Raw genomic sequence first — 24,815 nt, 5'->3', positions numbered from 1 at the left:
AAATATTATAAATACAATACCAATCGCGAATGGTTTGATTAACGTAAGCGATCCACCGCCCTCACATTCAAACCAAGAATCTGAGGCGTGATGCTGGGCTCCCGAATAGTTTCCGGAGCCTTTGCCATGATGCGCCCCAACGCCGGCGTTGAAAAGTGCACCTCTCTACCCCAAGCCCGTGGACTTCCGAAAATCCATCGATGGCCTGGCTGCACTGGTCGAATTGGATATCAAAGTCGCCGTGTTCGATCCTGTGTTGTTCGTCTTCCTCAACAAGGCGCGTAACCGGATCAAGGTGTTGTATTGGGAGCGCAACGGTTTCTGCCTTTGGCTCAAGCGCCTCGAAGCCAAACGTTTCAAAACCACGCACGAACTTACCTACGACGTTATCGTGCTGACGGTTCAGGAACTCCACTGGCTACTTGACACTTAGAAGGGCGTCAGAGGCTCGCAATATCTATCGATTCCTTACAGCGAACGGCTGGGAGAAGCGGGTATTGAGCCGTCAGTTGGCAATACCGGTGACAGCTACGACAACGGACTGGCAGAGACCATCAATGGCCTTTACAAGACCGAGCTGATTCACAAACGAGGGTCATGGAAAAGTTTTGAAAGCTTGGAATGGGAAACGCTGAAATGGGTGACTTGGTTCAACCATCAGCGCCTGCTGGAGCCGATTGGAAATAGGCCGCCGGCTGAGTTTGAGGCACTATACGAACAGAGTCAGACAACAAGCCCAATGCAGCCTGACTCAAACAAAACAGCCTCCGCGATACCCGGGGTGGTTCATGGAGCGGCTACGATTAACTACGGCCTATCTTGGGCTTTTGTTCCCATCTACAGACTCGCCAACTCCATGACACTTGTTAACACTGCACAGGTTTTTTCAATTTCAGAGTCAGTCAAGGTGGGATGAACTAAAAACATCAGGCTTGTTTCGCCAAGAGTCCTTGCACATTCCATAGGTTTTTTAGGACGCCAACCTGTACCATCAAAAGCCTTCTCCAAGTACACTTCAGAGCACGAACCTGTAAAACAAGGAACCCCCCTCTCAGCAATCTCTAACAAAACCCGATCACGACTCCAGCCTTCTTTGAGTTGTTCTGGTTTCAGAAACACATAACATTTATAGGCAGCATGCAAATACTCTTGAGGTACCTTGGGGACTCGGAGCGCGGTGAGTTTGGAAGCACATCCCCATATCCTGCTCGCATGAGCGAGTCGCGTCTCAGTCCAGCCCTTCATTTTTCTTAATTGGATACGCCCGATTGCTGCCTGAATTTCCAGCATGCGCCAGTTGGTCCCGAAACTTTCATGAAGCCAACGAAAACCCGGGGGATGCTCGCGTTCATACACGGCCTCCCAGCTTTTACCATGATCTTTGAATGACCACATGCTAGACCACAAGCTACGGTCATTAGTAGTAACCATTCCACCCTCACCGCCGGTGGTCATGATCTTATCTTGACAAAAAGACCAAGCCCCAACGTGCCCGATTGAACCTACCGCACGCCCCTTATAACGTGCACCATGAGCCTGCGCACAATCTTCTATAACCTTAAGATTATGCTTGGCAGCCAAAGCCATGATCGGATCCATATCACATGGCCAACCAGCCAAGTGAACGCAAATAATTCCACGTGTTCGCGAAGAGAGCACTGCCTCAATGGTTTCAGCAGTTACATTTTGCGACTCAACATCAACATCAGCAAAAATCGGAACGGCGCCTGCATTGACAATACTGGAAACGGAAGCCAGAAAGGTGCGAGACGTTACAATAACTTCATCTCCAGTACCAATATGCAATGCCTTTAGCGCGAGATCCAAAGCAACGGTGCCATTTGCCACCGCTACGGCATAGTTCGTACCAACCCAGAGCGAAAACTCTCGCTCAAACTCTCGGCATTCTTGCCCTGTCCAATAGTTAACCTTGTTGGACAAAAGGACATTACGAATTGCATCTCCCTCTTCAATAGAAAAAGAAGGCCAGGGAGAAAACGATGAATTCAACACAAACAACACCCCGCGCTATAAGAAAAGCCATAACCACTTATAATAATATTTCATTTCAGCTTACGAGCTGGCACACCAACAAAAGTAAGATTATCAGGAATATCACTTATTACAGCAGCGCCTGCACCGACAATCACGTTAGAGCCTATATGAAGTGATTGACGTACGGCAGCTCCTACTCCCACCCAGGTAAGATCACCTACCACCACACCTCCAGCAAGCCTTGCACCTGGACTGATATGAACATATTCGCCAAGTTGACAGTCATGATCAACACTGCAGCCAGAATTAATAATTGCTCCGACTCCGATACTTGCGCCAACGTTGACAATTGCACCGGCAAAAACAACAGATCCTTTACCAAGCGTAGCATAACGACTAAAACTGCATTGTGGGTGCTTCAGGCTGATGAGCTCTGCCCCCGCAAGCTCCAGCTCAATAATTTTTTTTTGTCGAATTGAGTTATTACCAATAGCAACGAGAACACCGTCATACTTTTCAACAGAGGCAAGCAGAGCCTCACCATCACCGATAACTTCCCATGCTCCAGTCACGGTGATCTCAGGCCAGCCATCATCATAAAAATCGACCTGTGTCCAACCGCAACACTCAGCAGTGTCAGCTACTACTTTACCGTGCCCACTGGCACCAAGAACCGCCAATTTCTTCATCGCTTACTACCGGTAAACTTGGTAATGGTTACCTCGCCTGCAGCATTTATGTCATTACGGGCCAAAACCTTTCTCACTGTTTGGAGGATTATTCTGAGGTCAAGCAAAATAGACCTATTATCCACATACCAAATATCAAATTTAAATTTTTCATCCCAACTGATCGCATTCCTGCCATTTATTTGTGCCCAACCCGTCACTCCCGGACGAACGTCATGGCGTCGGCTTTGCTCAGCACTGTAAAGCGGTAAGTACTCCATCAGCAAGGGTCGTGGACCGACCAGGCTCATATCTCCCTTGAGCACGTTCCAGAGCTCTGGTAATTCGTCAAGACTACTGGAACGCAAGAACCGGCCAAACGGTGTCATGCGCTCAACATCAGGAAGCGGATTTCCCTCGGCATCGCAGGCGTCACGCATGGTGCGAAACTTGACCATCTGAAAGGGTCTTGCATGCATACCAGGACGGACCTGACGAAACAATATCGGAGAGCCCAGTTTCCGGCGAATGAGCCAAGCGACTATCAGCATGACAGGAGACAGCAGTAGCAGGGCGGACGCCGCGACAAGTATATCCATTATCCGCTTGATCATTACGCTACGCCCTCCAACCAATCGACAAACTGATCCGCAAGCTTACGGCGGTCAAACTCTCTCGCAGCTAACGCCTGTCCTTTCAGGCCTTTGGCTGCCAGCGCTGGACGATCATCAGCAGCTTGCTCAAGCGCATCAGCAAAGGCCTCCGGGCTATCCGGATCGACAACATATCCACAATCCTCTTGGACGATCATCTCTGCGAGCCATCCCGGGTAATTGTTTAGTACTGGAAGGCCAGATGCGATGTAGTCAAAAAACTTGTTCGGCGAAGTACCGAAGTAGAACGCCGGCACATTGGCCAGCACTTGGAGCCCCAGATCAGCAGAAGCCATCAAGCCGGAAAGACGCTCCTTGTCAACAGGCTCATGAAAAATCACATTGCTGATACCTTGCTCATTTGCACGCCTCTGTAAGGCGGGTTTAAGCTTGCCCTGACCAATCAGCACCAGGCGAATGTCATCACGATCACGCCGCTTCAACTCAGCAGCAGCATCCAGCACCGCGTCCAGCTGATTGGCCTGCCCGTGGGTGCCGGCAAAGATCGCCATCAAATGCTCAGGCAGCACGCCGTTCGGTCGCCAGCCGCAAACCGGCACATCAAAGATATCCAGATCGCAACCATTGGGCACCATTGCAATTCGCTCACGGGGCACGCCCCGACGGGCAATCCCCTCGACGATTCCAGGAGACAAACCTATCAGTCGGTGAGCTGAGCGATAGCTGATCCATTCAAGAATGGACATGGCACCCAATATCAGGGGATTACGGATGACTCCCATTGCCTTGGGTAGCTCAGGCCAGAGATCGCGAACCTCGAAAACAAATGGCTTGCATCTCAAGTAGCGTGCAAACACACCAGGGATACCGGCAGTCAGTGGAGTCGTGGTGGCAAATACAACATCGTATCGCTCGGTCAACGCTAGCCTGACACTTCGAAAAGCAAACTTCAGAAAACTGATAGCTCGCGTCAGAAAGCCATCGCTATTGGAGTAAGCCAGATTGAACTCTATGATATCGATACCTTCTACACGCCCTCTGCGTAGCCCATTGAGAAAAGGGGTATCGACACCGGTTTTACCTCCACCATAACTACCGCAGACCATCGTAACCTGATGCCCTCTGGCGATCAGCCGGCGAGCCATTTCATACGAACGAATACCAGTTGCACCTTTAGGGGTGGAAAAATGTTGATGAAAATAAAGAACTCGCATTTCTACCAATAGTACTCCGTGGTCAGTACACCTGCAGTATCGACTTCAACTTCCAATACTGGCACTTCGTTTTTCTCTAGATAGTGGAGCGACTGCCATCCCTGAACTAACTCAAATCGCAAAAACCTCATGCTGCCATTGACCGATAACCGCTGCTTTCCGTCCGTAATCGACTCTCCCTGGACGACCCACTCACCTGGCTGCAAGCGCCAGCGTAAAACAGCTGTTTTGATAAACCCAGAAAGCTCGTCTGTAATAGTCAGATGGTTGTCATTCACTGCAACATGACGCCGATGGGTCGCTCCTCGAGCATCGGTATAGGAAGCACCACATTCCTGCGACTGAACCTGTGATTTCAATGGTTCGACTGCAGAAGTGCGCAGCCAGTCCCCAAACAAAAACCGACTAAGCCTGGGCATCTGATCACGGCCGTCGAACTGCACGGTGTTATGACTAGCCGTCCCAGGAAAATAGCTAAGCCATCGAACAGCGGTATTGTAGCTGTATGACCCAGCATCTCCCAACAAGCACGCACCGTCACGCCACAAATCGAGATGCAACGCATCGGCCTGACTTGGGCGAAAACGAAAACGCGGATAGCGCAACAAAACGAAGCAGCGCCCTTGCTTGAGCACTGCATAGCCGCCATCGTCGAACAGCCGACTATCCGGAGTTGAAGCAACCTCTTCAGGAATGTCCACATTAAGCCAATGCAACGGCAAATCCCACTCGCCTGTTCCAGAATAAGCACGCTCACCGGAAAAGAGCACCGTGGCAAGCTGAACAGAGGGGCGGAAATCACGATAAGCCGTATCAGTCAGAGGCAATAACCTGGCACCATCATTGGCACCGATATTGGGAGCGTCACCAGTTGAACTATTAACCATTGTGGCCAGCCATCGGGAAGCTGCCTGTGCGCGATGAAGAAATGCACTGGAGAATGGAACAAGCCCGTGCTTGAGGCGCCAAACTTCAGCCATGGACAGAGTATCGAGTAAGACACGGTGGTAGTTGATCGAGTACTGACTGAAGCTACCGTCATTTTCGATTAGACGGGCTACACGGTTCTCCAGCCACTTGCGCCCCAGACGTTGCCAGCGTAGCCCCGCACGGACACCACAATTGGCTAGCCAACTCCCCCCTACAAAAAGCGCAGCAGCCTCTGAAGTACCATGGTTGTTGTCCTGCGCCATGGCATAGCCTAGCGTAGGCTCAATACGCTTCAGATGCAGCTCGACCAAATCTTGTACACCTTGCAGAGGCAACCTGGCCTGATCAAGCAAAAGAGCCGCCATGGCCAAGTGCAAGACACGAATTGAGGCCTCCTGACCACACTTCCAGTTTGGCCCCCGATACGGCGGATTTTCAGCGCACCAGTCTTGCAACCACATATTCAGGCGGCAGATCACTGAAGAATCTGTACTGCAAGCTCTTTGGGCATAGGCAAGAACCCAATCGAAACGCGACGCCTCCCAAACGCATTTGATATCCCCCACCGCAACATCGAAGTCGGGAATTCTCCACCACTCCAGCTCGGCACCTGGTAACTTGACACCATTGAGGGGGTTGATGTGCCAACTCGGAGGCTCCTCCGAGATCGGACATGGCCAACGCCCAAAATAATGGAGTTCGGTATTCCACTGCGCCGAATAAGGCAACCCCTTACGCTCCACCAGCGATTCACGAAAAAAAGGCGCCGATGCAGTGCTCGAAATTAGCCTGCGTACGGGATTCAGACCTGTCTTGACCCCGATGCGGTATGATAGGACCCGCGCCAGATTGGCAATACCCAACTGACGAGCCGTCCGTATCTTGATCAATAAAGCCTTCATTGATCGCGTAGAATCCGTGCGACTTCCATGGTAACCCGAGCCACCTCGAAAATCTCTTGCGCGGGAATAGGTGTAAGGCCACCATTTTCTACTGCCGCTAGAAACGCGGCAACGCATTCATTTTGGCCTTTGTTTTGCTTCCACAGATTTAATTTACTGAAACCCGGCCAGCCGAAGCCCTTCAACTTGCGAAAGTTATCCAACTGGAGCACTCGGCCAGCCGCAAATACCTCCACCCTTTCCTTTGGAAAGCTTGAAGCACCATTGGCAAAGTAGTGAATGGTACCAAAGGATCCATCCTCGAAGCCCAGAGTAATGGAAGCCTTGTCTTCAACAACGGCCACAGCGTCACAGTCACCCATACGTTGTGCCTGGATAGAAGTGATTTTGCTACCCGCCAGGAAGCGCATGAGATCAATGAAATGACACGCCTCGCCAATAATGCGCCCTCCTCCAGTAAGCGGGTCCTGCGTCCAGTGGTTAGCCGGTATGGCACCCGCATTCATGGTCATGATAAACGACTTCGGCTCCTTTACTGCTGACAGCAAAGTCTTCATTTTTTGAATCTGCGGCGAAAAGCGGCGGTTGAACCCCACCATTAGATGCAGCTTCAACCCATTGGAATGAGCTTTGCCATAGGCCTCCTCGACGACCCTAAGCTCAGCTGGCTGGATCGCCAACGGTTTCTCGACAAACACATGCTTACCCGCCACTAAAGCCTGCTCAACGAAGCGCGCATGACTGTCATGACGAGTAACAATCACTACCGTGTTGATTGTAGGCTCATCAAGCATCACTGCAACATCCGTTGACGCCTCGACGAAGCCAGCCTTGCTGCCATGAATGACGCCGTTTAAACCGCCTGCGGTAACGATCGTGTGAAACTGGGCACCTGCTGCTTTGAATGCAGGAATAAGAATTCGTGAAGCATAGTTTCCGGCACCAATGAAGCCAACAACCGGCTTGCTTGAACTGAAACTCAACGCACGAGAATCATCAAGCACAACACGTGTAATATGCCGCTCGGCATCATTCGATTCATATTGTAAAACGATGCCGAGAGCAGACTTGTCATCGGTCAATAATTGATAGGCATCGACAGCATCTTCAAAAGCAAAGCGGTGTGTAACCAGCGACGCTACATTCAACTGACCGCTACTCATCATGTCGAGTACGGCTTCAAAATTTCGTTGCTCGGTCCAACGTACGAAACCTATCGGGTAATCATTACCCTGGTCCTCGTAGGCTGGGTCATAACGACCAGGACCATAAGAACAAGAGACCTGAAAGCTCAATTCTTTCTCGTAAAAATCTGCACGATTGAGCTCTAACCCCGTCACACCGACCAGAATGATACGAGCACGCTTGCGTGACATCCTTGCTGCCTGAGTAACCGGGTCACTGGACTTGGTTGAGGCAGTAATAATCACCCCATCGACCCCCTGACCTCGGCTGAAAGCCATGCCAGCAGCGACTGGGTCTTCGCCTTTACCAGGATTGCAAACGCTGGCACCGAATTGACGGGCAAGCATCAGCTTCGAATCATCAAAATCAACAGCCAACACACGGCAACCATGGGCTCTGAGCAACTGCACAGCCAACAAGCCGATAAGCCCGGCTCCGATGACAACGAAAGTTTCTCCAAGCGTCGGCTGCGCAAGGCGAATACCCTGCAGGCCGATACTGGCCACAACGGTGAACGAAGCAGAAATATCATCGACATTATCAGGAATCAGCGCACAGAGATTCCTGGGAACTTTGACCACATCAGCGTGAGCACCATTAGAAACAACTCTTTCGCCTAACTTGAAGCCAGTGACGCCTGCCCCAATCTCGTTCACAACACCAACATTGCAGTAACCCAGAGGAAGAGGCTGTGCCAGCTTCGACTGAACAGCCTCGATAGTCGTGGCCAAACCATCAGTCTGGACCTTTTCCAGCACCATTCTTACCTTTTCGGGTTGTTGCCGCGCCTTCTCCAGATACGAAGCCTTACCGAAGCCCACTAACATGCGCTCGGTACCTGCAGAAATCAGGGATACTCGCGTATTAATAATGAGGTTGCCGGGAGAGGCCTCAGGTGCAGGAGCCTGCGTCACCGTAGTCTTACCCTTTGCCATATCCTGCAGAATCTGTTTCATATTATCCACCATCAAGAATGATAAGTATCAACAATATATCTAAGTGACTTCACATGCTCTCTGGCTATAAAGTCGAGCTTCTCGCGAGAAGTCGAACCATGATCAGAGTCGATAATGACAACGCTCGGCTGATATTGAACTTTTAATCCAGCAATCCGACATTGCTCCGCGACAAAATCTTCCTCCCCAAACAAAAATTGAGGATAATCAATTGAACCACCGGCAAAAAAATAACTCTTCGTAAACAAAATAAATGATCCGTGCGGAGAATAAAAAAACTCACCAGGCAATCGGGAGCCGACTGCACTTTTAACCTTAAGATCAGAAAATTTTCTATATATTTTGAAAAGCCATAATCTTTTAAAAATAAAAATATTCTTCAACAGGGAGTAGCGAGTTGGCCTAAACAAAGTCTTCGGATTCAGGTCTCCTCCACGACTTGCAGAAATTATCGCAGGAGCAATGATACCAACCTTTTCATGAACAACTTCTATTTGAAACTTCAGCATCTCAAAAAAATCAAGACGCACACTCAGATCCACATTAGATATTGCAACACAATCGTAACCTTGCAAATCACCTAGCTTCTCAGCACCTATTTTAAATCCAGGAAAATACCCCACGTTTTCAGATTTAACGTATACACTACTTAATTCAAGCTGAGCAATATCATCAAGCACCTGCTGATCAGCTGACCGAGTCGAGTTATCGACAACGACCAATGTCAACTGCACACCTGTCGACTGCATCAACGAATCCCGAAGAGACAATACAAACTTAAACAAATCGTTGTATGCATTATAACACACACACACTATTGCTACTTTCATGAAATTTCAACCACTGCGCAAGTTCTCATTTCAATCGATTCAGTAAAATAATCGAATACTATTACGATGAGAGATATTTCTCCAATAGCGCATCTCGCTCAACAAAAGTCGGATAATTTATCAAAACCGCCTTGTATACACCCTTAAATAAAAAAAGGCTGCCAGCTGCAGCCCCCACCACACCAAACCTTCTAATCAAACTACCAACATCATCAATAGTTCCGGCGCCACCCAAGACTGTCAACGGAACCGTGACATCAGGATAAATTTTCTCTATCACATCAAAATTATAACCTTTCATCACTCCATCATAGTCAATGGAGTTAACCACAATCTCTCCAACACCTTGGCGCTGAAGTTCTTTACACATATCCAGCAGGCACTTGCCCGTATTTTTCCTCCCGTTGTTTATCCAGACATCATAACGCCCACTCAGCAAGCGTTTTTTTACATCTAGAACGACTACAACACTTTGACTGCCAATTTCATCTGCAATCTGTCGTATCAAATCTGGATTTTGGACGGCGGCAGAACTTATAGCGATTTTTTCGACTCCGAGACCAATGATTTTTCTGGCCTGCTCCACGCTAGAGATCCCACCACCATAACAAAATGGCATACGACACTCCATTGCCATCTTCTTTATAAGCGCATAATCAGGCTCTCGGCCGGCAACCGAAGCATCGATATCGAGAACAACTAGTTCATCAACCTCTTTTTCATTGAAGATCTTTACCGCGTTTAGCGGATCACCGATATATTTTGAATCCTTAAATTTAACGGTTTTCACTAAGCCTTTGTCTCGAACCAACAGACACGGAATTACTCTAGGCCGTAACATTAAGACAGCTCCGAAAAATTTTTCAAAAGGTCCATACCAAAATGATGGCTTTTTTCTGGATGAAACTGAACTCCGTAGACAGCTCCAACATTAACAGCACAGGTAAATTCAGCACCATACAACGAGGTTGCCAGAGCGTGCTCAGGATGAATACACTCAAAATAATAAGAGTGAAGAAAATAATATCTTGGTAATTCTGATATATCTCTGAAAAGCCCTGATGCACGATTAGGAGTAATATCATTCCACCCCATATGAGGCAGCCTCCCAACAGTTGAGATATCAAACTTTCTGACTATTCCTGGCACCCAGCCCAACCCAGGAAGCTCACCTTCATCACTGGAATTTGCCAGCATCTGCATACCCACACATATGCCAAGTACGGGAATATTCCGAGCCATTACCAACTCATCAAGGTGCCCGCGCATTCCCGAGCGTTGAAGACTTTTCATCGCGTGATCAAAAGATCCCACACCAGGTAGGATCAGCCTACGTGATCCCGCTAACTGCTGAGCTGAGGTTGCCACACGGCATTCGATATTTAGCCGCTTATACAGATTAACAAACGACAAAATATTACCAACACCATAATCGACAATGGTAATCATCTTTTGACCGCCCTCTCCATACCCAACATCTGCATGGCTTTCGCACCAAGGTCAAATAAATAACGCTGCGACTTATAATCACGGTACGACTTGTTTGGTAGTTCCATCAACACCTTTAGCTCTTCTACCGACATATCAAGTTTATTCGCAATATATTCGAAATCTTGCTCAATAGTTTCAGGATCGTAGGATGGTTCCTGCAATTTCTCCAGAGCTTCGTTACGAGTCATTTGCCCAGTGAGGATCAAGCTAGAATATTGAACCTTACGAGTGTCATAGCCAAATTTTGTGGGCAGCCAGTAGCCTTCATAAAATTTAGTGAATCGCGACTCATCATGCTTTCGTGGATATGATTTCCAACCGTACTCCCTCGATAAGATTTCAACCGCTTCCGAGCGAATATATGGCACATAATTCAAAGGCTTAACCACTTTCACCCCCTTAAGGAAGCGCAAATAGACCTTATGAAACCAGATACTGCTTAATGGATAGTCTACCAATGGCCGCTCGCCAAATTTATTGTGGATATCCTTAAGCTGCCACATATCTGTACCATAATACATCCACTCCAATGGATTACGGACACATTCAGTCGAGTAATTTCCGCCATTAAGGATATACTTAATACCATGTTTATTGGCAAAATGATAAAGCGTTGCAATAAATGCATGATCCTGAGGAATATCAATATGAGGCACGGAAGCCTTGAAGAATGCACGCTGGAAGTCCTTCATCTCCTCCCAGTTTATAACTTCCGTATACAGATCAAGCCCCAGCTTCTCCACAATAACTTCAATATTATGAACTGCTAATTGGGAGTTCCATCCACCGTCAACATGAAACACCAACGGGCGCAAACCAAATTCCCTGACAGCGATATGCAGCAAGTACGAACTATCCAACCCGCCACTCATGCCCATTATGCAGTCAAATGGTTTCCCTTTACTCTTGGCCTTAATATCCTCGAAAACGCCAACCAGCCGCTGACGCCCCTCCGGACCAGTGTCCCAGTGCGGCTGCACATCGCGATAATAGCCATTACAATGGTCGCACACCCCATTTTCGTCGAAAACAATATTTTCATCAGTCGTATCCATTACACAATTACTACAGACTTGATAAGTTCTTTTACTCATACCGACTCCGAAACCCAAACTTTAAATATACACATATTTTAAAAATTACGAACCACTGACAACCAGCTCAGGATTTCACCGACCTACCACCCCATGACTGCAAGTATTTCTTTAAAATCAAGCAAAACAGAATTATTTCACCCATTACAAAGCTGACAACTGCGCCATAAACCTCATAATAATTCGCCAACACCACACATGCTGTGACCGTGACACAACCAGTCAGAATAAGACTACTTGCAAAATATCTTCTCGCCCCTAAATTATTTAGGCCCGCTGTTCCAAGCATAAAATTAGCGACACCAAAAAATACCCCGACAACCATAACTAAAAACATATGAGCCATAAGCTGCTTCTCTGGATATGAGGCAATAAAACTAATATCATCTTCAAAAAACCACCAAACCAACAGAAACGTCACCAACGCCAATAGAAGCGCCAACAGCTGAACCCAGGTCAGCCTCATAATCTTAAAAAAAACCACCATATCCGGTGTTTTTTTTTCACCAAGAACCTTAATAGATCTAGTATAGAAAAATTGATTAAGCGGACGAATCAACGCCTGAAACGCCTTAATAAATTTCTCAACTACCGAATAGGCACTCAGGGCTATCGGATTTATAGACAACAGATTTAAAATCAGAAGATTTGAATCCCGAAACAATACAACCGATGCATTGCCAAAAAATATTTCCTTACCATCTAACAAGCACTGCAATAGACGCCCAAAAGTAACCGCTCGATACTCTAAACCAAGAATAATCTTCAAGTAGATAGCAGACGCTATGCCACCAATCAGATAACACCCCCCGACGATCAACGGCAACATATATATCGGCATTTCCGGCTTAGATAGTAGAAAAACCCCGATAAGGCAGACCAAGCGGCTAAGCAATGTAAATACTGCCACCGGCATATTACTTTCAATTGCCTGATAAAAGTAAGTCGACTGAAAAATATAGGCTAACGGCACCAGCATCCAGGCCAACAGTGCCAAAAAAAACTGAACCTGCAAAAAAATCCCCGCAACCAAGACAACTAGCAAACATACTGACCAAATAATCATGCGTGAGAAAAACACTTCACAATATATATCAGATGCCGCAACCACACCGCCACTAGAGCATGCATTGACCACTCGAGAAATTCCATTCACCTCAAAACTATAGAGAACAACCGTCAATATAATCAGTGAAATTGCCTCCGAAACAGCAAGACTCGCGTACTTCTCGGCTCCAAACAAGTGCAACATGTAAGGAAAAATGAATATAGGCAAGACTGCATTAGACCCCTGAATACAGGCCAAAGATGCAATGTTTTTTAAATCTTTACGCAACAATCTTGCCTCTCAAATCACTTAACATGCCTATATTCATGCACAGCTTCGCTCTTTCCAACTTCTACTAACTCAACCCCATATCCCTCGCGTGTCGATCATCTTAACTTGCCCAAGACGCGCTTTATCTATTCCCTTAAAGACTTTGTGATCAACCAATAGCAGAACAATATTTGCTCGCTCCAAGGCAAAATCTATCGACTCGAGCTCAACTCGTTTATCTAGGGATTCCGGCAATTCTAATATATTAGGCTCAACAGCGATTAATCGCCCTGGACACTCACGCGCGATACGCTGCGTGATTTCTAGTGCTGGGCTTTCACGCAGATCATCGATATCAGGCTTAAACGCCAAACCAAAGGCAGCTATCGTGACCTCCTTGGCGCTCTTCTCCGGATTGGACAGAAGATAATCGGCGACAAGGAGTTTAACCTTATTGATGACCCACTCTGGTTTCGAATCGTTGACTTCCCGTGCACAGCGAATCAAACGAGCGTGCTCAGGAGTCTTGCTCACAATGAACCAGGGATCCACAGCAATACAATGACCACCAACACCTGGACCAGGCTGAAGCACGCTGACTCGCGGGTGGCGATTGGCAAGACGAATCAACTCCCAGACACTGATATCCAACTTATCGCAGATGATAGACAGCTCATTTGCGAAAGCGATGTTCACGTCCCGGAAACTATTTTCCGTCAGTTTACACATTTCTGCAGTGCGTGCATTTGTAATTATGCATTCTCCAAGTACAAACAACTTATACAACGCTGCCGCTCGCTCGGAGCACTTCGTGGTCAGACCACCAATCACACGATCATTTTGCACCAGCTCTTGCAATACATGGCCTGGCAATACACGTTCTGGACAGTATGCAATTCGGATATCGGATTTTTCACCAAGCTCCTGCGGAAAACTCAAATCAGGGCGAATTTCTGCGAGCCACTTGGCCATTTGCTCAGTAGCACCGACAGGTGAAGTTGATTCAAGAATAACCAGATCTCCCACCTTCAATACCGGAGCTATCGCTCGACAGGCAGACTCAATATAGGACAAGTCCGGCTCATACCCATCTTTGAAAGGCGTCGGCACAGCAATCAGAAATGCATCTGCAGGTTCAGGAACCAAAGTTGCGCGTAAAAAGCCTTCTGTCACAGCAGCATGAACAACAATGTCCAAATCGGGTTCTACAATGTGGATACGTCCCTGATTGATGATATCTACAGCACTACCATTCACATCCACGCCGATCACTTTGATTTTTCTTGACGCAAAAACGGCGGCAGTAGGCAGACCAATGTATCCTAACCCCACAACTGAAACTGAATTAAACATCTCGACCACCTCAAACCGAATAAACTACCAATTACACTTAGATCACTTTATTTTTTATAAGCCGCCAGCACCTCGATAATTCGCTGACTCGCACGCCCGTCACCATAGGGATTATGAGCAAAGCTCATTTTTTCATAAGCCTCTGGCTCAGTTAGTAGCAATTTCAAATTGTCGAAAATAGCTTGCCTTTCAGTTCCAACGAGCCTAACAGTGCCAGCTGCCACCGCTTCCGGGCGTTCAGTAGTTTCACGCATTACCAACACAGGTTTCCCAAGCGAAGGTGCTTCTTCCTGAATGCCACCCGAGTCAGTCAGAATAATCATTGAGCGGCTCATTAGATAAACAAATGGCAGATAGTCCAAGGGTTCAATCAGATGGATATTCTTAATACCAGAAAGCAGCCGATTGATAGGTTCCCTGACATTCGGATTAAGGTGAACGGGGTATACAATTTCTACTTCAGGAAACTCGTGAGCTGTATCAACCAAAGCCTGACAGATACGCTCAAATCCACCGCCAAAACTCTCTCGACGATGCCCGGTAACTAGAACAAGCTGCTTCGTCATGTCGATAAATGAGAATTGCTCATCTAGCTCAGCCTTCAGAGGCTGAGAAGTAGTGAGTTTTTCGACAACCTTGAGCAGAGCGTCGATCACCGTATTACCTGTAATGTGAACGCAGCGCGGATCAATGTTTTCCTTGAGCAGGTTAATTTGTGAGGTTTGCGTCGGAGCAAAATGCAGTGATGCCAAGGCACCTGTCACCTTTCGGTTACCCTCCTCCGGCCAGGGAGAGTAGATATTTCCAGTCCTGAGGCCCGCCTCAACGTGCGCCACAGGTATCTGATGGTAATAAGACGCCAGAGTTGCCACACAGGTTGTTGTGGTATCCCCGTGGACAAGTACGATATCAGGTTTAAACTCGGCAAACACAGCGCTCAACCCTTGCATGATCGAAGAGCTCAGCCCGTTGAGATCCTGCCCTGGCCGCATCACGTTCAAATCAAAGTCCGGTATCAAATCAAATAGATCCAACACCTGGTCAAGCATTTCTCTATGTTGAGCCGTCACGCACACTTTCGACTCGAAACGGCCATCCTCGGCAAGTGCCAACGCAAGTGGCGCCATCTTGATTGCTTCGGGCCTAGTTCCAAAAACAGAAAGTACTTTAAGCGACATTTTTTAACCGTTTTAAATAGGGTTCAATTGACTCGGATAATCATTAACAATACAGATTGGGACTAGCTTGCATTCCGTCTCCGCGCATCCACACATAGCAGAAAGCGGCGCTAAAAAACCACTACAAAGGCCACCATGCGCGCCTTATCATCAAAGCACCTAGAGAGCCCAGACACCAACCAGAAACCCAAGATCTTGTCAAGATAAATCGTACAATGTATTCGTAATCACAACATAACCCCAAAATTTGACATATGGATGCATTGTACCCGGAATACCCCAAACAGCACAAAACGCCTGCATGAGCTCATCTAGCCCCCAAACACATGCTTGGAATCAGCGCAAGCAAGCCCATGAAAGGATAAGGCAATGGAGCCTGCTTCCAATTTTAAAACAGCCCTATATAGCAAAGACAAGAATCAAGCAAGTAAAATCACTGAAAATTATCAAAAGCAAGGCATCGACACTATATATGGATTACGATCAACGCACTCCAGATCGCCCAGCAATAGCATGAACACCCACCGCCAGACAGCAACCAAATATCAAGCCAAAGAAAGCCCCAAAAAATAAAATTAATACTCTATTGGGCCCAACAAATCGTCCTTGAGAGGGAATTTCACCTTCTATTCTATAAACAGCTACTTTTGATCCATCAATTTTTGCATTTTTGTAGAACTGATAATATCGCTGCAACTCAATACTAGCAGCACTATTATCACCGGGTATGCGTGCGCCACCATCTGCGGAATTCTTCTCGACCACTGGCAGACTCAACAAAGCAGCCATAGCATCACGAACCTGGTCAAGCTCATGCTGAGCTCCCGCAATCATCTCTCGTCGGGCAAGATCGCCAACAAATTTCATGTATGCACTTGCATGCTCGGCCACCAAATCTGGATCTGCCCCACGAACCAAAATTGTGTAACGCCCGTCAGCATCCGCAACTGCAGGCACGTAGATGTTTATCCTATCACTCAGAACAGTACGTTTCTGAGAGTTCGCATTTGCACTCTTCATTGCATTCCAAGCAGATTGAAAATCGCGTAAAACCTCTGCAGAATGAAGCCCAACGACAAAAGCTTTATAAACTAGCCTCACTTCATAGCTTTTTAAACCACTAACACCCAGCCGACCATAATTAAGATCGGCGACATCTCGAACCGAAGGAGGCACTACACCAAACTTAACTTCATATATCTCCGGAAGCCTCTTTGCATAATATGCAGAAATAGACGAGAATAATATAAAAACCGGCAGAACCAACCACCATCTTTTAATTATAACAACCACCAAATTAGCGAACCCCATCTCCTCAAAATATCCTGCACGGCTCATCTATTTCGTCCAATAAAAGTCAAAAAACAAAAACGACGAAAGCCGCATATCACGGCTTGCACTCTTAAGATTTGTGTAATATGAAAGACTGGCTTACCGCACCTGTATCACTCATCCTCCTCATTGACCCGATCCCGCAGCTCCTTCCCCGGCTTGAAATGCGGCACAAATTTACCATCCAGGCTCACCGACTGACCGGTCTTCGGGTTACGCCCCACCCTTGGCGCACGGTAATGCAGGGAAAAGCTACCGAATCCACGAATCTCGATCCGATCTCCGGTCGCCAGGCACTGGGACATCTGCTCGAGCATGGTCTTGATGGCCAGCTCCACATCCTTGGACGAGAGCAGGCCCTGATGGGTGACAATTCGTTCGATCAACTCCGACTTCGTCATATTTTTCCCTTCTTTTTCAAGCAGCTAGGAAAAGCATTTCGAAGGTTGTAGCACGGCTGGATGGTTTTGAACAGCCCACCCATTGACTTATCTGCATACAAGATGCGTCGAGGCTCAAGGGCTTATTGTGGCTGGTTGCAGATAACCAGCATGGTTCGGGTAACGGAGCCCGCCGGGTTCCAGCCAAACAGATAATTGTCGTCATCATCCTTGGCGTCACTGGATTTGGTAACGACCTTGTAGCCCTGAGCCTTGCACTCCCGAGCCGCACGCTTGTAGCACTTTTCCCAGCCGGAACCGAGCCCTGAACAATCGATCTCGATACCACTCACCCCATGCCTGACGTGAGTCTTGGCATTGGTGGCGCACCCGGCAAGCAATGCCAAGAGGATTACAGCCATGAGCTTGCTCATTCACTTCCTTATCAAGGCAACACCCTGAGAAAAGCCTCTGACAACGAACAACGACCGCCTCAGACAGCTACATCTTTACACTTCCAAATATGACAGCTGCAAGGCCAATTTTGTTTCGCTACTGATACAGGCAAATTTCAGGCACAAAAAAGGGCGACCGAAGTCGCCCTTTCTTTCAACAGTCAGACAGAACTCAGTTCTGCTTGGCCATTGCTTGACGCAGCAGAGCAGCCATGGTGGTGTCAGCTGCTTCACCTTCCGGAGCGGCTTTCAGGCTCTGGATGGCTTCTTTCTCGTCTTCAACGTCTTTCGACTTGATCGAGAGCTGGATTACGCGGCTCTTACGATCAACGCTGATGATCTTGGCTTCTACTTCTTCGCCTTCTTTCAGGACGTTACGCGCGTCTTCAACGCGGTCACGGCTGATTTCGGAGGCTTTCAGAGTCGCTTCGATATCGTCGGCCAGAACGATGATGGCGCCTTTGGCGTCAACTTCTTTCACAGTGCCTTTGACAACAGCGCCTTTGTCGTTGACCGAGACGTACTCGGAGAACGGATCGCTTTCCAGCTGCTTGATGCCCAGGGAGATGCGCTCACGCTCTGGGTCAACCGACAGGATGACGGTGTCCAGCTCGTCGCCCTTCTTGAAGCGACGTACGGCTTCTTCGCCGACTTCGTTCCAGGAGATGTCCGACAGGTGAACCAGGCCGTCGATGCCGCCGTCCAGACCGATGAAGATACCGAAATCGGTGATCGACTTGATGGTACCGGAGATCTTGTCGCCCTTGTTGAACTGTCCAGAGAAGTCTTCCCATGGGTTCGACTTGCACTGCTTGATGCCCAGGGAGATACGACGACGCTCTTCGTCGATGTCCAGAACCATGACTTCCACTTCGTCGCCGACTTGTACAACTTTCGAAGGATGGATGTTCTTGTTGGTCCAGTCCATTTCCGAAACGTGTACCAGGCCTTCAACGCCTTCTTCCAGCTCAGCGAAGCAGCCGTAGTCGGTCAGGTTGGTAACACGCGCGGTCACGCGGGTGCTTTCTGGGTAGCGAGCCTTGATAGCAACCCATGGGTCTTCGCCCAGTTGCTTCAGGCCCAGGGAAACACGATTGCGCTCGCGATCGTACTTCAGAACCTTGACATCGATCTCGTCGCCAACGTTGACGATTTCCGATGGATGCTTGATGCGCTTCCAGGCCATGTCGGTGATGTGCAGCAGGCCATCGACGCCGCCCAGATCAACGAATGCACCGTAGTCGGTGAGGTTCTTGACGATACCCTTGACCTGCTGACCTTCCTGCAGGGATTCCAGCAGAGCTTCACGCTCGGCGGAGTTCTCGGCTTCCAGGACGCTGCGGCGGGAAACGACAACGTTGTTGCGTTTCTGGTCGAGCTTGATGACCTTGAACTCGAGCTCTTTGCCTTCCAGGTGCGTGGTGTCGCGCACTGGACGGACGTCAACCAGGGAACCTGGCAGGAACGCACGGATGCCGTTAACGTCGACAGTGAAGCCGCCCTTAACCTTACCGTTGATAACGCCCTTGACCACTTCCTCGGCTGCGAAGGCTGCTTCCAGAACGATCCAGCATTCAGCGCGCTTGGCTTTTTCACGGGACAGCTTGGTTTCACCAAAGCCATCTTCAACCGAATCCAGCGCCACGTGAACTTCGTCACCGACGTTGATGTTCAGTTCGCCAGCATCGGTGTAGAACTGTTCCAGCGGGATCAGAGCTTCAGACTTCAGACCAGCGTGGACAGTTACCCAACGAGCTTGGTAATCGATATCAACGATAACACCGGTGATGATCGAACCAGCCTGAAGATTCAGGGTCTTCAAGCTCTCTTCAAAGAGTTCCGCAAAGCTTTCGCTCATTTTAATTCCTGTTGATGAGGGCGAAGAATACGCCCATCTGCCACATCCCAGACGATGTGGGTTACGTTCATATAAAGAGGCCATGCAGGACTATGACTGGTCCCCTGCACCCCTCTTGGTCACCCGGCGATATCGCGAATGGCGATCTCGCTCATGATGCGTTCCAGCACCTGCTCGATGGACAACTCCGTGGAATCCAGCTGTATGGCGTCGGCCGCCGGCTTGAGCGGGGCCACCGCTCGCTGGGTATCGCGCTCATCGCGCGCACGGATCTCATCCAGCAGACTCGACAGACTAACATCATCGCCCTTGGCCTTCAACTGCAAGTAGCGACGGCGAGCACGCTCCTCGGAGCTGGCGGTGAGGAAGATCTTCAACGGCGCATCGGGAAACACCACGGTGCCCATGTCGCGACCGTCGGCCACCAGCCCCGGCGCCTCGCGAAACGCCCGCTGGCGCTGCAGCAGTGCATCACGCACCGCCGGCAGGGAGGCGACCTGGGAAGCACCGGCACCGATCGACTCGTTGCGGATGTCCTGGGTGACGTCATCCCCTTCCAGGATGATGCGTTCCGGCTGACCGTCGGTCGCACCGATGAACTGTACGTCGAGGTGCGCAGCCAGCAGCTTGAGCGATTCCTCGTTGGTCAGGTCGACACCATGGTTGCGCGCGGCAAAGGCCAGCAAGCGGTACAGGGCACCGGAGTCCAGCAGGCACCAACCCAGACGCTTGGCCAGCAAGCCGGCGATGGTGCCCTTGCCCGATCCGCTAGGCCCGTCGATGGCGATGACTGGAGCTTGAATATTCACGACTGAGCCTCTTTCTGATCATCGTTGACGTTCATTGTGTCCTTGCGGGCCCGTCGGGCCAAGATCCTGCCGAAATATTCGCGAGCCGACTGGGCACGCTTGAACACATCCAGCAGTTGATGCCCGTCACCGGCATCGACGGCATCGCGCAGGACATCCAGGTCGCTGCGGAAGGTGTCCAGCGCACGCAGGACCGCATCGCGGTTGGCCAGGAAGATATCGTGCCACATGACCGGGTCGCTGCCGGCGATTCGCGTGAAGTCACGGAAGCCACCCGCCGCATAACGGAAAATTTCCAGGTTCTCGTTGCGCTTGGCCAATGAATCGACCAGGCCGAAGGCCAGCAGGTGCGGCAGGTGACTGGTCGCCGCCAGCACTTCATCGTGGCGCCCGACATCCATCTGCTCGACATCCGCACCCAGCGCCCGCCACAACGCATCGACCGTCGCCACCGCATCCGCGTCGGTTCCTTCCAGCGGCGTAAGGATCACCTTGTGGCGCCGGAACAGCCTGGCGTTCGAGGCTTCGACCCCACTCTGCTCGGAACCGGCGATCGGATGCCCGGGCACGAAGCGCGCCGGCATGGCGCCAAACGCCTCGCCAGCAGCCCGCACCACATTCCCCTTGGCACTGCCGACATCGGTCAGGATCGCCTGGCCGAGGTCCAGGCCCGCCAACAGGCCGAGCATCTTTTCCATCGCCAGGATCGGCACCGCCAGCTGGATGACATCAGCCCCCTGGCAAGCCGCCGCCAGGTCTTCCTCACAGCGATCAACCACGCCCAGCTCAACCGCCAAGCGGCGCGACTGCGGATTGAGATCAACCCCTACCACTTCCTGGCACAGGCCACTTTCACGCAGCCCCTTGGCGAAGGAACCCCCAATAAGCCCAAGACCGACCACCACCAGGCGGCCGATCATAGGCGTCACAGATTGCATCGGCATGACATCAACCACGAGCCAGAACCTTGCCCAGCGCCTCGAGCAAACGGCTGTTTTCACTGGCCAGGCCGATACTGACCCGCAGGTGCCGCGGCATCCCGTAGCCACCGATCGGACGCACGATCACACCTTCGCGCAGCAGCCCCTGGTAGACCGGAGCGGCATCGCGACCGACATCGACGGCGATGAAGTTGGCCCGCGAAGGAATCCACTCCAACCCCAACTGGCGGAAGCCTGCCTCCAGCTGCTGCATGCCCGCCTCGTTCAGCTCGCGACTGCGCGCCACGTACTCGACGTCATCCAGCGCGGCACAGGCGGCCACCAGGGCCAGGCTGTTGACGTTGAACGGCTGGCGCACCCGGTTGAGGATATCCGCCACCGCCGGCGACGACAGCCCGTAGCCGACCCGCAGCGCCGCCAGGCCATAGGCCTTGGAGAAGGTCCGCGAGACCAACAGGTTCGGGTAGCTCGCCAGATAGTTCAGGCCATTCGGCAGATCATCACCCTCGGCGTACTCGATGTAGGCCTCGTCCAGCACCACCAGCACCTGCTCGGGCACCGCAGCCAGGAAAGCTTCCAGCGCCTGCGGACCAAACCAGGTCCCGGTCGGGTTGTTCGGGTTGGCGATGAACACCACCCGGGTATTCTCGTCGATCGCCGCCAGCATCGCCGGCAGGTCATGACCGAAGTCCCTGGCCGGCGCCACACGGGCGTCGGCCGCCACGGCCTGGGTCACGATCGGGTAGATCGCGAAGGCATGCTCGCTGAACACCGCATTCAGGCCTGGCGCCAGGTAGGCCCGCGCGACCAGCTCGAGAATGTCGTTGGAACCATTGCCCAGGGTCACCTGGCTGGCCTGTACGCCACATAGCTCGGACAGGCGCTGCTTCAGGTCGAAGCCATTGCCGTCCGGGTAGCGGGTCAGTTCGGCCAGCGCGTCGGCAATGGCCGACAGCGCCTTGGGGCTGGCGCCCAGCGGGTTTTCGTTGCTCGCCAGCTTGATGATGTTCGCCGGATCGATATCCAGCTCACGCGCCAATTCGTCCACGGGCTTGCCCGGAACGTAAGGCGAAAGTTTTTGCACGCCCGGCTGCGCCAGGGCGAGGAAGTCGCCACTCATGTTCACGCCCTTAGAGAACCGCTTTCGGGTAGGAGCCCAGCACCTTGAGCGCTACCGCCTCCTGACTGATCTTCTCCAGCACACCCTTGACCAGCGGGTCGCGGTGGTGGCCGACGAAGTCGATGAAGAAGACGTAGGTCCACTTGCCGCTGCGCGATGGCCGGGTTTCGATGCGCGTCAGGTCGATACCGTTGTCATGAAACGGCACCAGCAACTCATGCAGCGCACCCGGCTTGTTACTCATGGAGACAATGATCGACGTCTTGTCGTCGCCAGTCGGTGGCACTTCCTGGTTGCCGATCATCAGGAACCGCGTGGAGTTGTCCGGACGGTCCTCGATTTTCTCGGCCAGGCGGGTCAGGCCGTACAGGCCAGCCGCCATATCACCGGCGATCGCCGCCGAGTTCCACTCACCCTTGACCCGCTTGGCCGCCTCGGCGTTGCTCGACACCGCCACGCGCTCGACATTCGGGTAATGGGCGTCCAGCCACTTGCGGCACTGGGCCAGGGACTGGGCATGGGAGTAGATACGGCTGATGCTGTCGGTCTTGGTGTTCTCGCCCACCAGCAGGTGATGATGGATACGCAGCTCGACTTCGCCACAGATCACCATGTCGTGTTCGAGGAAGCTGTCGAGGGTGTGGTTGACCGCACCCTCGGTGGAGTTTTCCACCGGCACCACGCCGAAGTTCACCGCACCTGCGGCGACCTCGCGGAACACCTCGTCGATGGCCGCCATCGGCTTGCTGATCACCGCATGGCCGAAGTGCTTCATCGCCGCGGCCTGGGTGAAGGTCCCCTCGGGGCCCAGGTAGGCCACTTTCAGCGGCTGCTCCAGGGCCAGGCAGGAGGACATGATTTCACGGAACAGCCGCGCCATCTCCTCGTTACCCAGCGGGCCCTGGTTGCGGTCCATGACGCGCTTGAGCACCTGCGCCTCACGCTCGGGGCGATAGAACACCGGTACTTCGCCCTCGGCCAGCGAGCCCATCTTGACCCGTGCGACTTCCTGGGCGCAGCGGGCGCGCTCGCTGATCAGCTCGAGGATCTTCTCGTCGAGACTGTCGATGCGCAGGCGCAGCGCCTTGAGTTCCTGTTCAGCCATCAGCCGTGTTCCTTCTCGAACTCTGCCATGTAGGCGACCAGTGCGTTGACCGCATCGATACCCACGGCGTTATAGATGGAGGCACGCATGCCACCCACGGAGCGGTGCCCCTTGAGGTTCAGCAGGCCACGAGCGTCGGCACCAGCCAGGAACGGCTTGTCCAGGCGATCGTCGGCCAGGCGGAACGGCACGTTCATCCACGAGCGGTTGCTCTTGTTGACCGGGTTGCTGTAGAGGCCGCTGGCGTCGATGAAATCATACAGCGTGCGCTGCTTGAGATCGTTGAGCCTGCCGATCGCCTCGACACCGCCCTGCTCCTTGAGCCACTGGAACACCAGGCCCGACAGGTACCAGGCCAGGGTCGGCGGGGTGTTGTACATCGAACCGTTGTCGGCCGCGACCTTGTAGTCGAGCATGGTCGGGCAGATCGAGCGTGCACGCCCCAGCAGGTCTTCGCGCACGATATTGACGACGATACCGCTCGGGCCAATGTTCTTCTGCGCGCCAGCGTAGATCATGCCGAAGCGGGAAACGTCCACGGCACGCGAGAGAATGTTCGAGGACATGTCGGTGACCAGCGGCACGTCGCCAGTTTCCGGGATCCAATCGAACTCCAGGCCGCCAATGGTCTCGTTCGAGACATAGTGGACATAGGCCGCGTCTTTCGACAGCTTCCACTCGTTCTGGCCCGGGATGGCGAAGTAGTCATAGGGCTTGGCGCTGGCAGCGACGTTGACGTTACCGAAACGCGAAGCTTCCTCGATGGCCTTCTTCGACCAGATACCGGTCTCGACATAGTCGGCCTTGCCGCTTTCCGGCAGCAGGTTCAAGGCGACCTGGGCAAACTGCTGGCTGGCGCCGCCCTGCAGGAACAGCACCTTGTAGTTCGAGGGGATATCCAGCAGATCGCGCAGATCCTGCTCGGCCCGCTCGGCGATGGAGACGAACTCATCGCTGCGATGGCTCATTTCCATGACCGACAGCCCCTTGCCTTGCCAGTCCAGCAACTCCGACTGGGCACGCAACAGGACAGCTTCAGGCAGCGCAGCAGGACCTGCGCAGAAGTTATAGGCTCGTTTGCTCACAT

General features: G+C 51.3%; 22 protein-coding genes and 2 pseudogenes. 2 read left to right on the top strand and 22 right to left on the bottom strand.

Annotated features, from left to right (window positions below):
• The first annotated feature begins 148 nt into the window (after nucleotides 1-148).
• Nucleotides 149-433 carry an IS66 family insertion sequence element accessory protein TnpB gene (gene tnpB, locus HU752_RS09860; RefSeq protein WP_186677240.1) on the top strand — a complete coding sequence of 95 codons (285 nt, stop codon included), beginning with the start codon at nucleotides 149-151 and terminating at the stop codon, nucleotides 431-433.
• Between the two features lie 9 nt (nucleotides 434-442).
• A pseudogene (locus HU752_RS09855) lies at nucleotides 443-715 on the top strand (integrase core domain-containing protein); the annotation flags it as partial.
• A gap of 122 nt (nucleotides 716-837) precedes the next feature.
• On the opposite strand, the gene HU752_RS09850 reads toward HU752_RS09855, so the two are convergent.
• From HU752_RS09850 to serC, 22 genes and pseudogenes are all read right to left on the bottom strand, one after another.
• Entirely contained in the window at nucleotides 838-2,013 is a 1,176-nt protein-coding gene (locus HU752_RS09850; protein ID WP_186677242.1) for a DegT/DnrJ/EryC1/StrS family aminotransferase, read from the bottom strand.
• Between the two features lie 50 nt (nucleotides 2,014-2,063).
• Nucleotides 2,064-2,684: an acetyltransferase gene (locus HU752_RS09845; RefSeq protein WP_186677243.1), complete on the bottom strand. Its 621-nt coding sequence runs from the start codon at nucleotides 2,682-2,684 to the stop codon at nucleotides 2,064-2,066.
• Nucleotides 2,681-3,277, bottom strand: a complete 597-nt coding sequence (locus HU752_RS09840) for a sugar transferase (protein WP_186677245.1) — start codon at nucleotides 3,275-3,277, stop codon at nucleotides 2,681-2,683. The genes HU752_RS09845 and HU752_RS09840 overlap by 4 nt, the downstream gene beginning before the upstream one ends.
• Nucleotides 3,277-4,491 carry a glycosyltransferase family 4 protein gene (locus tag HU752_RS09835; protein WP_186677247.1) on the bottom strand — a complete coding sequence of 405 codons (1,215 nt, stop codon included), beginning with the start codon at nucleotides 4,489-4,491 and terminating at the stop codon, nucleotides 3,277-3,279. Before HU752_RS09835 ends, HU752_RS09840 begins: the two co-directional genes overlap by 1 nt.
• 2 nt (nucleotides 4,492-4,493) lie before the next feature.
• The gene (locus tag HU752_RS09830) at nucleotides 4,494-6,323 is read right to left on the bottom strand and encodes a heparinase II/III family protein (RefSeq protein WP_186677249.1); all 1,830 of its coding nucleotides are present in this window, start codon (nucleotides 6,321-6,323) and stop codon (nucleotides 4,494-4,496) included.
• Nucleotides 6,320-8,464: a bi-domain-containing oxidoreductase gene (locus HU752_RS09825; RefSeq protein WP_186677251.1), complete on the bottom strand. Its 2,145-nt coding sequence runs from the start codon at nucleotides 8,462-8,464 to the stop codon at nucleotides 6,320-6,322. Before HU752_RS09825 ends, HU752_RS09830 begins: the two co-directional genes overlap by 4 nt.
• Nucleotides 8,465-8,475: 11 nt before the next feature.
• Nucleotides 8,476-9,213, bottom strand: coding sequence for a glycosyltransferase family protein (locus HU752_RS09820; RefSeq protein WP_225920114.1), 738 nt, complete (start codon nucleotides 9,211-9,213; stop codon nucleotides 8,476-8,478).
• A gap of 142 nt (nucleotides 9,214-9,355) precedes the next feature.
• Nucleotides 9,356-10,135: an AglZ/HisF2 family acetamidino modification protein gene (locus HU752_RS09815; RefSeq protein ID WP_186677255.1), complete on the bottom strand. Its 780-nt coding sequence runs from the start codon at nucleotides 10,133-10,135 to the stop codon at nucleotides 9,356-9,358.
• Nucleotides 10,135-10,743, bottom strand: a complete 609-nt coding sequence (gene hisH / locus HU752_RS09810) for an imidazole glycerol phosphate synthase subunit HisH (RefSeq protein ID WP_186677258.1) — start codon at nucleotides 10,741-10,743, stop codon at nucleotides 10,135-10,137. Before hisH ends, HU752_RS09815 begins: the two co-directional genes overlap by 1 nt.
• Nucleotides 10,740-11,879, bottom strand: a complete 1,140-nt coding sequence (locus HU752_RS09805) for an N-acetyl sugar amidotransferase (RefSeq protein WP_186677264.1) — start codon at nucleotides 11,877-11,879, stop codon at nucleotides 10,740-10,742. Before HU752_RS09805 ends, hisH begins: the two co-directional genes overlap by 4 nt.
• A 67-nt stretch (nucleotides 11,880-11,946) precedes the next feature.
• Nucleotides 11,947-13,218, bottom strand: a complete 1,272-nt coding sequence (locus HU752_RS09800; RefSeq protein WP_186677270.1) for an oligosaccharide flippase family protein — start codon at nucleotides 13,216-13,218, stop codon at nucleotides 11,947-11,949.
• Between the two features lie 69 nt (nucleotides 13,219-13,287).
• Nucleotides 13,288-14,550, bottom strand: coding sequence for a UDP-N-acetyl-D-mannosamine dehydrogenase (wecC, locus tag HU752_RS09795; protein ID WP_186677272.1), 1,263 nt, complete (start codon nucleotides 14,548-14,550; stop codon nucleotides 13,288-13,290).
• A 47-nt stretch (nucleotides 14,551-14,597) separates the two neighbouring features.
• Entirely contained in the window at nucleotides 14,598-15,728 is a 1,131-nt protein-coding gene (gene wecB / locus HU752_RS09790) for a non-hydrolyzing UDP-N-acetylglucosamine 2-epimerase (RefSeq protein ID WP_186677274.1), read from the bottom strand.
• A 483-nt stretch (nucleotides 15,729-16,211) separates the two neighbouring features.
• Nucleotides 16,212-17,066 (bottom strand): Wzz/FepE/Etk N-terminal domain-containing protein, encoded by an 855-nt coding sequence (locus HU752_RS09785; RefSeq protein ID WP_186677277.1) that lies wholly within the window; start codon nucleotides 17,064-17,066, stop codon nucleotides 16,212-16,214.
• A 107-nt stretch (nucleotides 17,067-17,173) separates the two neighbouring features.
• On the bottom strand, nucleotides 17,174-17,461 hold the full coding sequence (gene ihfB / locus HU752_RS09780) for an integration host factor subunit beta (protein WP_017906414.1): 288 nt from the start codon (nucleotides 17,459-17,461) through the stop codon (nucleotides 17,174-17,176).
• A 122-nt stretch (nucleotides 17,462-17,583) separates the two neighbouring features.
• Complete coding sequence (locus HU752_RS09775) at nucleotides 17,584-17,874, bottom strand: hypothetical protein (protein ID WP_186677279.1); 291 nt, start codon at nucleotides 17,872-17,874, stop codon at nucleotides 17,584-17,586.
• A gap of 193 nt (nucleotides 17,875-18,067) precedes the next feature.
• On the bottom strand, nucleotides 18,068-19,753 hold the full coding sequence (rpsA, locus tag HU752_RS09770) for a 30S ribosomal protein S1 (protein ID WP_010449734.1): 1,686 nt from the start codon (nucleotides 19,751-19,753) through the stop codon (nucleotides 18,068-18,070).
• A 119-nt stretch (nucleotides 19,754-19,872) separates the two neighbouring features.
• A complete protein-coding gene (gene cmk / locus HU752_RS09765) occupies nucleotides 19,873-20,562 on the bottom strand; it encodes a (d)CMP kinase (protein ID WP_017906411.1) in 690 nt (229 codons plus the stop codon).
• 20 nt (nucleotides 20,563-20,582) lie between these two features.
• A pseudogene (locus HU752_RS09760) lies at nucleotides 20,583-21,482 on the bottom strand (prephenate dehydrogenase/arogenate dehydrogenase family protein); the annotation flags it as partial.
• Nucleotides 21,483-21,510: 28 nt separating this feature from the next.
• Nucleotides 21,511-22,623, bottom strand: coding sequence for a histidinol-phosphate transaminase (gene hisC, locus HU752_RS09755; RefSeq protein ID WP_186677282.1), 1,113 nt, complete (start codon nucleotides 22,621-22,623; stop codon nucleotides 21,511-21,513).
• A gap of 10 nt (nucleotides 22,624-22,633) precedes the next feature.
• Nucleotides 22,634-23,728 carry a prephenate dehydratase gene (pheA, locus tag HU752_RS09750; protein WP_186677285.1) on the bottom strand — a complete coding sequence of 365 codons (1,095 nt, stop codon included), beginning with the start codon at nucleotides 23,726-23,728 and terminating at the stop codon, nucleotides 22,634-22,636.
• Nucleotides 23,728-24,813 (bottom strand): 3-phosphoserine/phosphohydroxythreonine transaminase, encoded by a 1,086-nt coding sequence (serC, locus tag HU752_RS09745; protein ID WP_186677288.1) that lies wholly within the window; start codon nucleotides 24,811-24,813, stop codon nucleotides 23,728-23,730. The genes pheA and serC overlap by 1 nt, the downstream gene beginning before the upstream one ends.
• Nucleotides 24,814-24,815 lie beyond the last annotated feature (2 nt).

The organism is Pseudomonas vanderleydeniana (assembly GCF_014268755.2).
Classification (GTDB): domain Bacteria; phylum Pseudomonadota; class Gammaproteobacteria; order Pseudomonadales; family Pseudomonadaceae; genus Aquipseudomonas; species Aquipseudomonas vanderleydeniana.
Note: the sequence above shows the minus strand (reverse complement) of the source record. Positions and strands in the feature narration are given on the sequence as shown.

What these genes read in the sequence shown, in the direction of transcription:
- HU752_RS09845 (WP_186677243.1), bottom strand. Translation starts at nt 2,684, where the DNA reads ATGAAGAAATTGGCGGTTCTTGGTGCCAGTGGGCACGGTAAAGTAGTA.
- HU752_RS09840 (WP_186677245.1), bottom strand. Translation starts at nt 3,277, where the DNA reads ATGATCAAGCGGATAATGGATATACTTGTCGCGGCGTCCGCCCTGCTA.
- HU752_RS09835 (WP_186677247.1), bottom strand. Translation starts at nt 4,491, where the DNA reads ATGCGAGTTCTTTATTTTCATCAACATTTTTCCACCCCTAAAGGTGCA.
- HU752_RS09830 (WP_186677249.1), bottom strand. Translation starts at nt 6,323, where the DNA reads ATGAAGGCTTTATTGATCAAGATACGGACGGCTCGTCAGTTGGGTATT.
- HU752_RS09825 (WP_186677251.1), bottom strand. Translation starts at nt 8,464, where the DNA reads ATGAAACAGATTCTGCAGGATATGGCAAAGGGTAAGACTACGGTGACG.
- HU752_RS09820 (WP_225920114.1), bottom strand. Translation starts at nt 9,213, where the DNA reads ATGCAGTCGACAGGTGTGCAGTTGACATTGGTCGTTGTCGATAACTCG.
- HU752_RS09815 (WP_186677255.1), bottom strand. Translation starts at nt 10,135, where the DNA reads ATGTTACGGCCTAGAGTAATTCCGTGTCTGTTGGTTCGAGACAAAGGC.
- hisH (WP_186677258.1), bottom strand. Translation starts at nt 10,743, where the DNA reads ATGATTACCATTGTCGATTATGGTGTTGGTAATATTTTGTCGTTTGTT.
- HU752_RS09805 (WP_186677264.1), bottom strand. Translation starts at nt 11,879, where the DNA reads ATGAGTAAAAGAACTTATCAAGTCTGTAGTAATTGTGTAATGGATACG.
- wecC (WP_186677272.1), bottom strand. Translation starts at nt 14,550, where the DNA reads ATGTTTAATTCAGTTTCAGTTGTGGGGTTAGGATACATTGGTCTGCCT.
- wecB (WP_186677274.1), bottom strand. Translation starts at nt 15,728, where the DNA reads ATGTCGCTTAAAGTACTTTCTGTTTTTGGAACTAGGCCCGAAGCAATC.
- HU752_RS09785 (WP_186677277.1), bottom strand. Translation starts at nt 17,066, where the DNA reads ATGAGCCGTGCAGGATATTTTGAGGAGATGGGGTTCGCTAATTTGGTG.
- ihfB (WP_017906414.1), bottom strand. Translation starts at nt 17,461, where the DNA reads ATGACGAAGTCGGAGTTGATCGAACGAATTGTCACCCATCAGGGCCTG.
- HU752_RS09775 (WP_186677279.1), bottom strand. Translation starts at nt 17,874, where the DNA reads ATGAGCAAGCTCATGGCTGTAATCCTCTTGGCATTGCTTGCCGGGTGC.
- rpsA (WP_010449734.1), bottom strand. Translation starts at nt 19,753, where the DNA reads ATGAGCGAAAGCTTTGCGGAACTCTTTGAAGAGAGCTTGAAGACCCTG.
- hisC (WP_186677282.1), bottom strand. Translation starts at nt 22,623, where the DNA reads ATGAGTGGCGACTTCCTCGCCCTGGCGCAGCCGGGCGTGCAAAAACTT.
- pheA (WP_186677285.1), bottom strand. Translation starts at nt 23,728, where the DNA reads ATGGCTGAACAGGAACTCAAGGCGCTGCGCCTGCGCATCGACAGTCTC.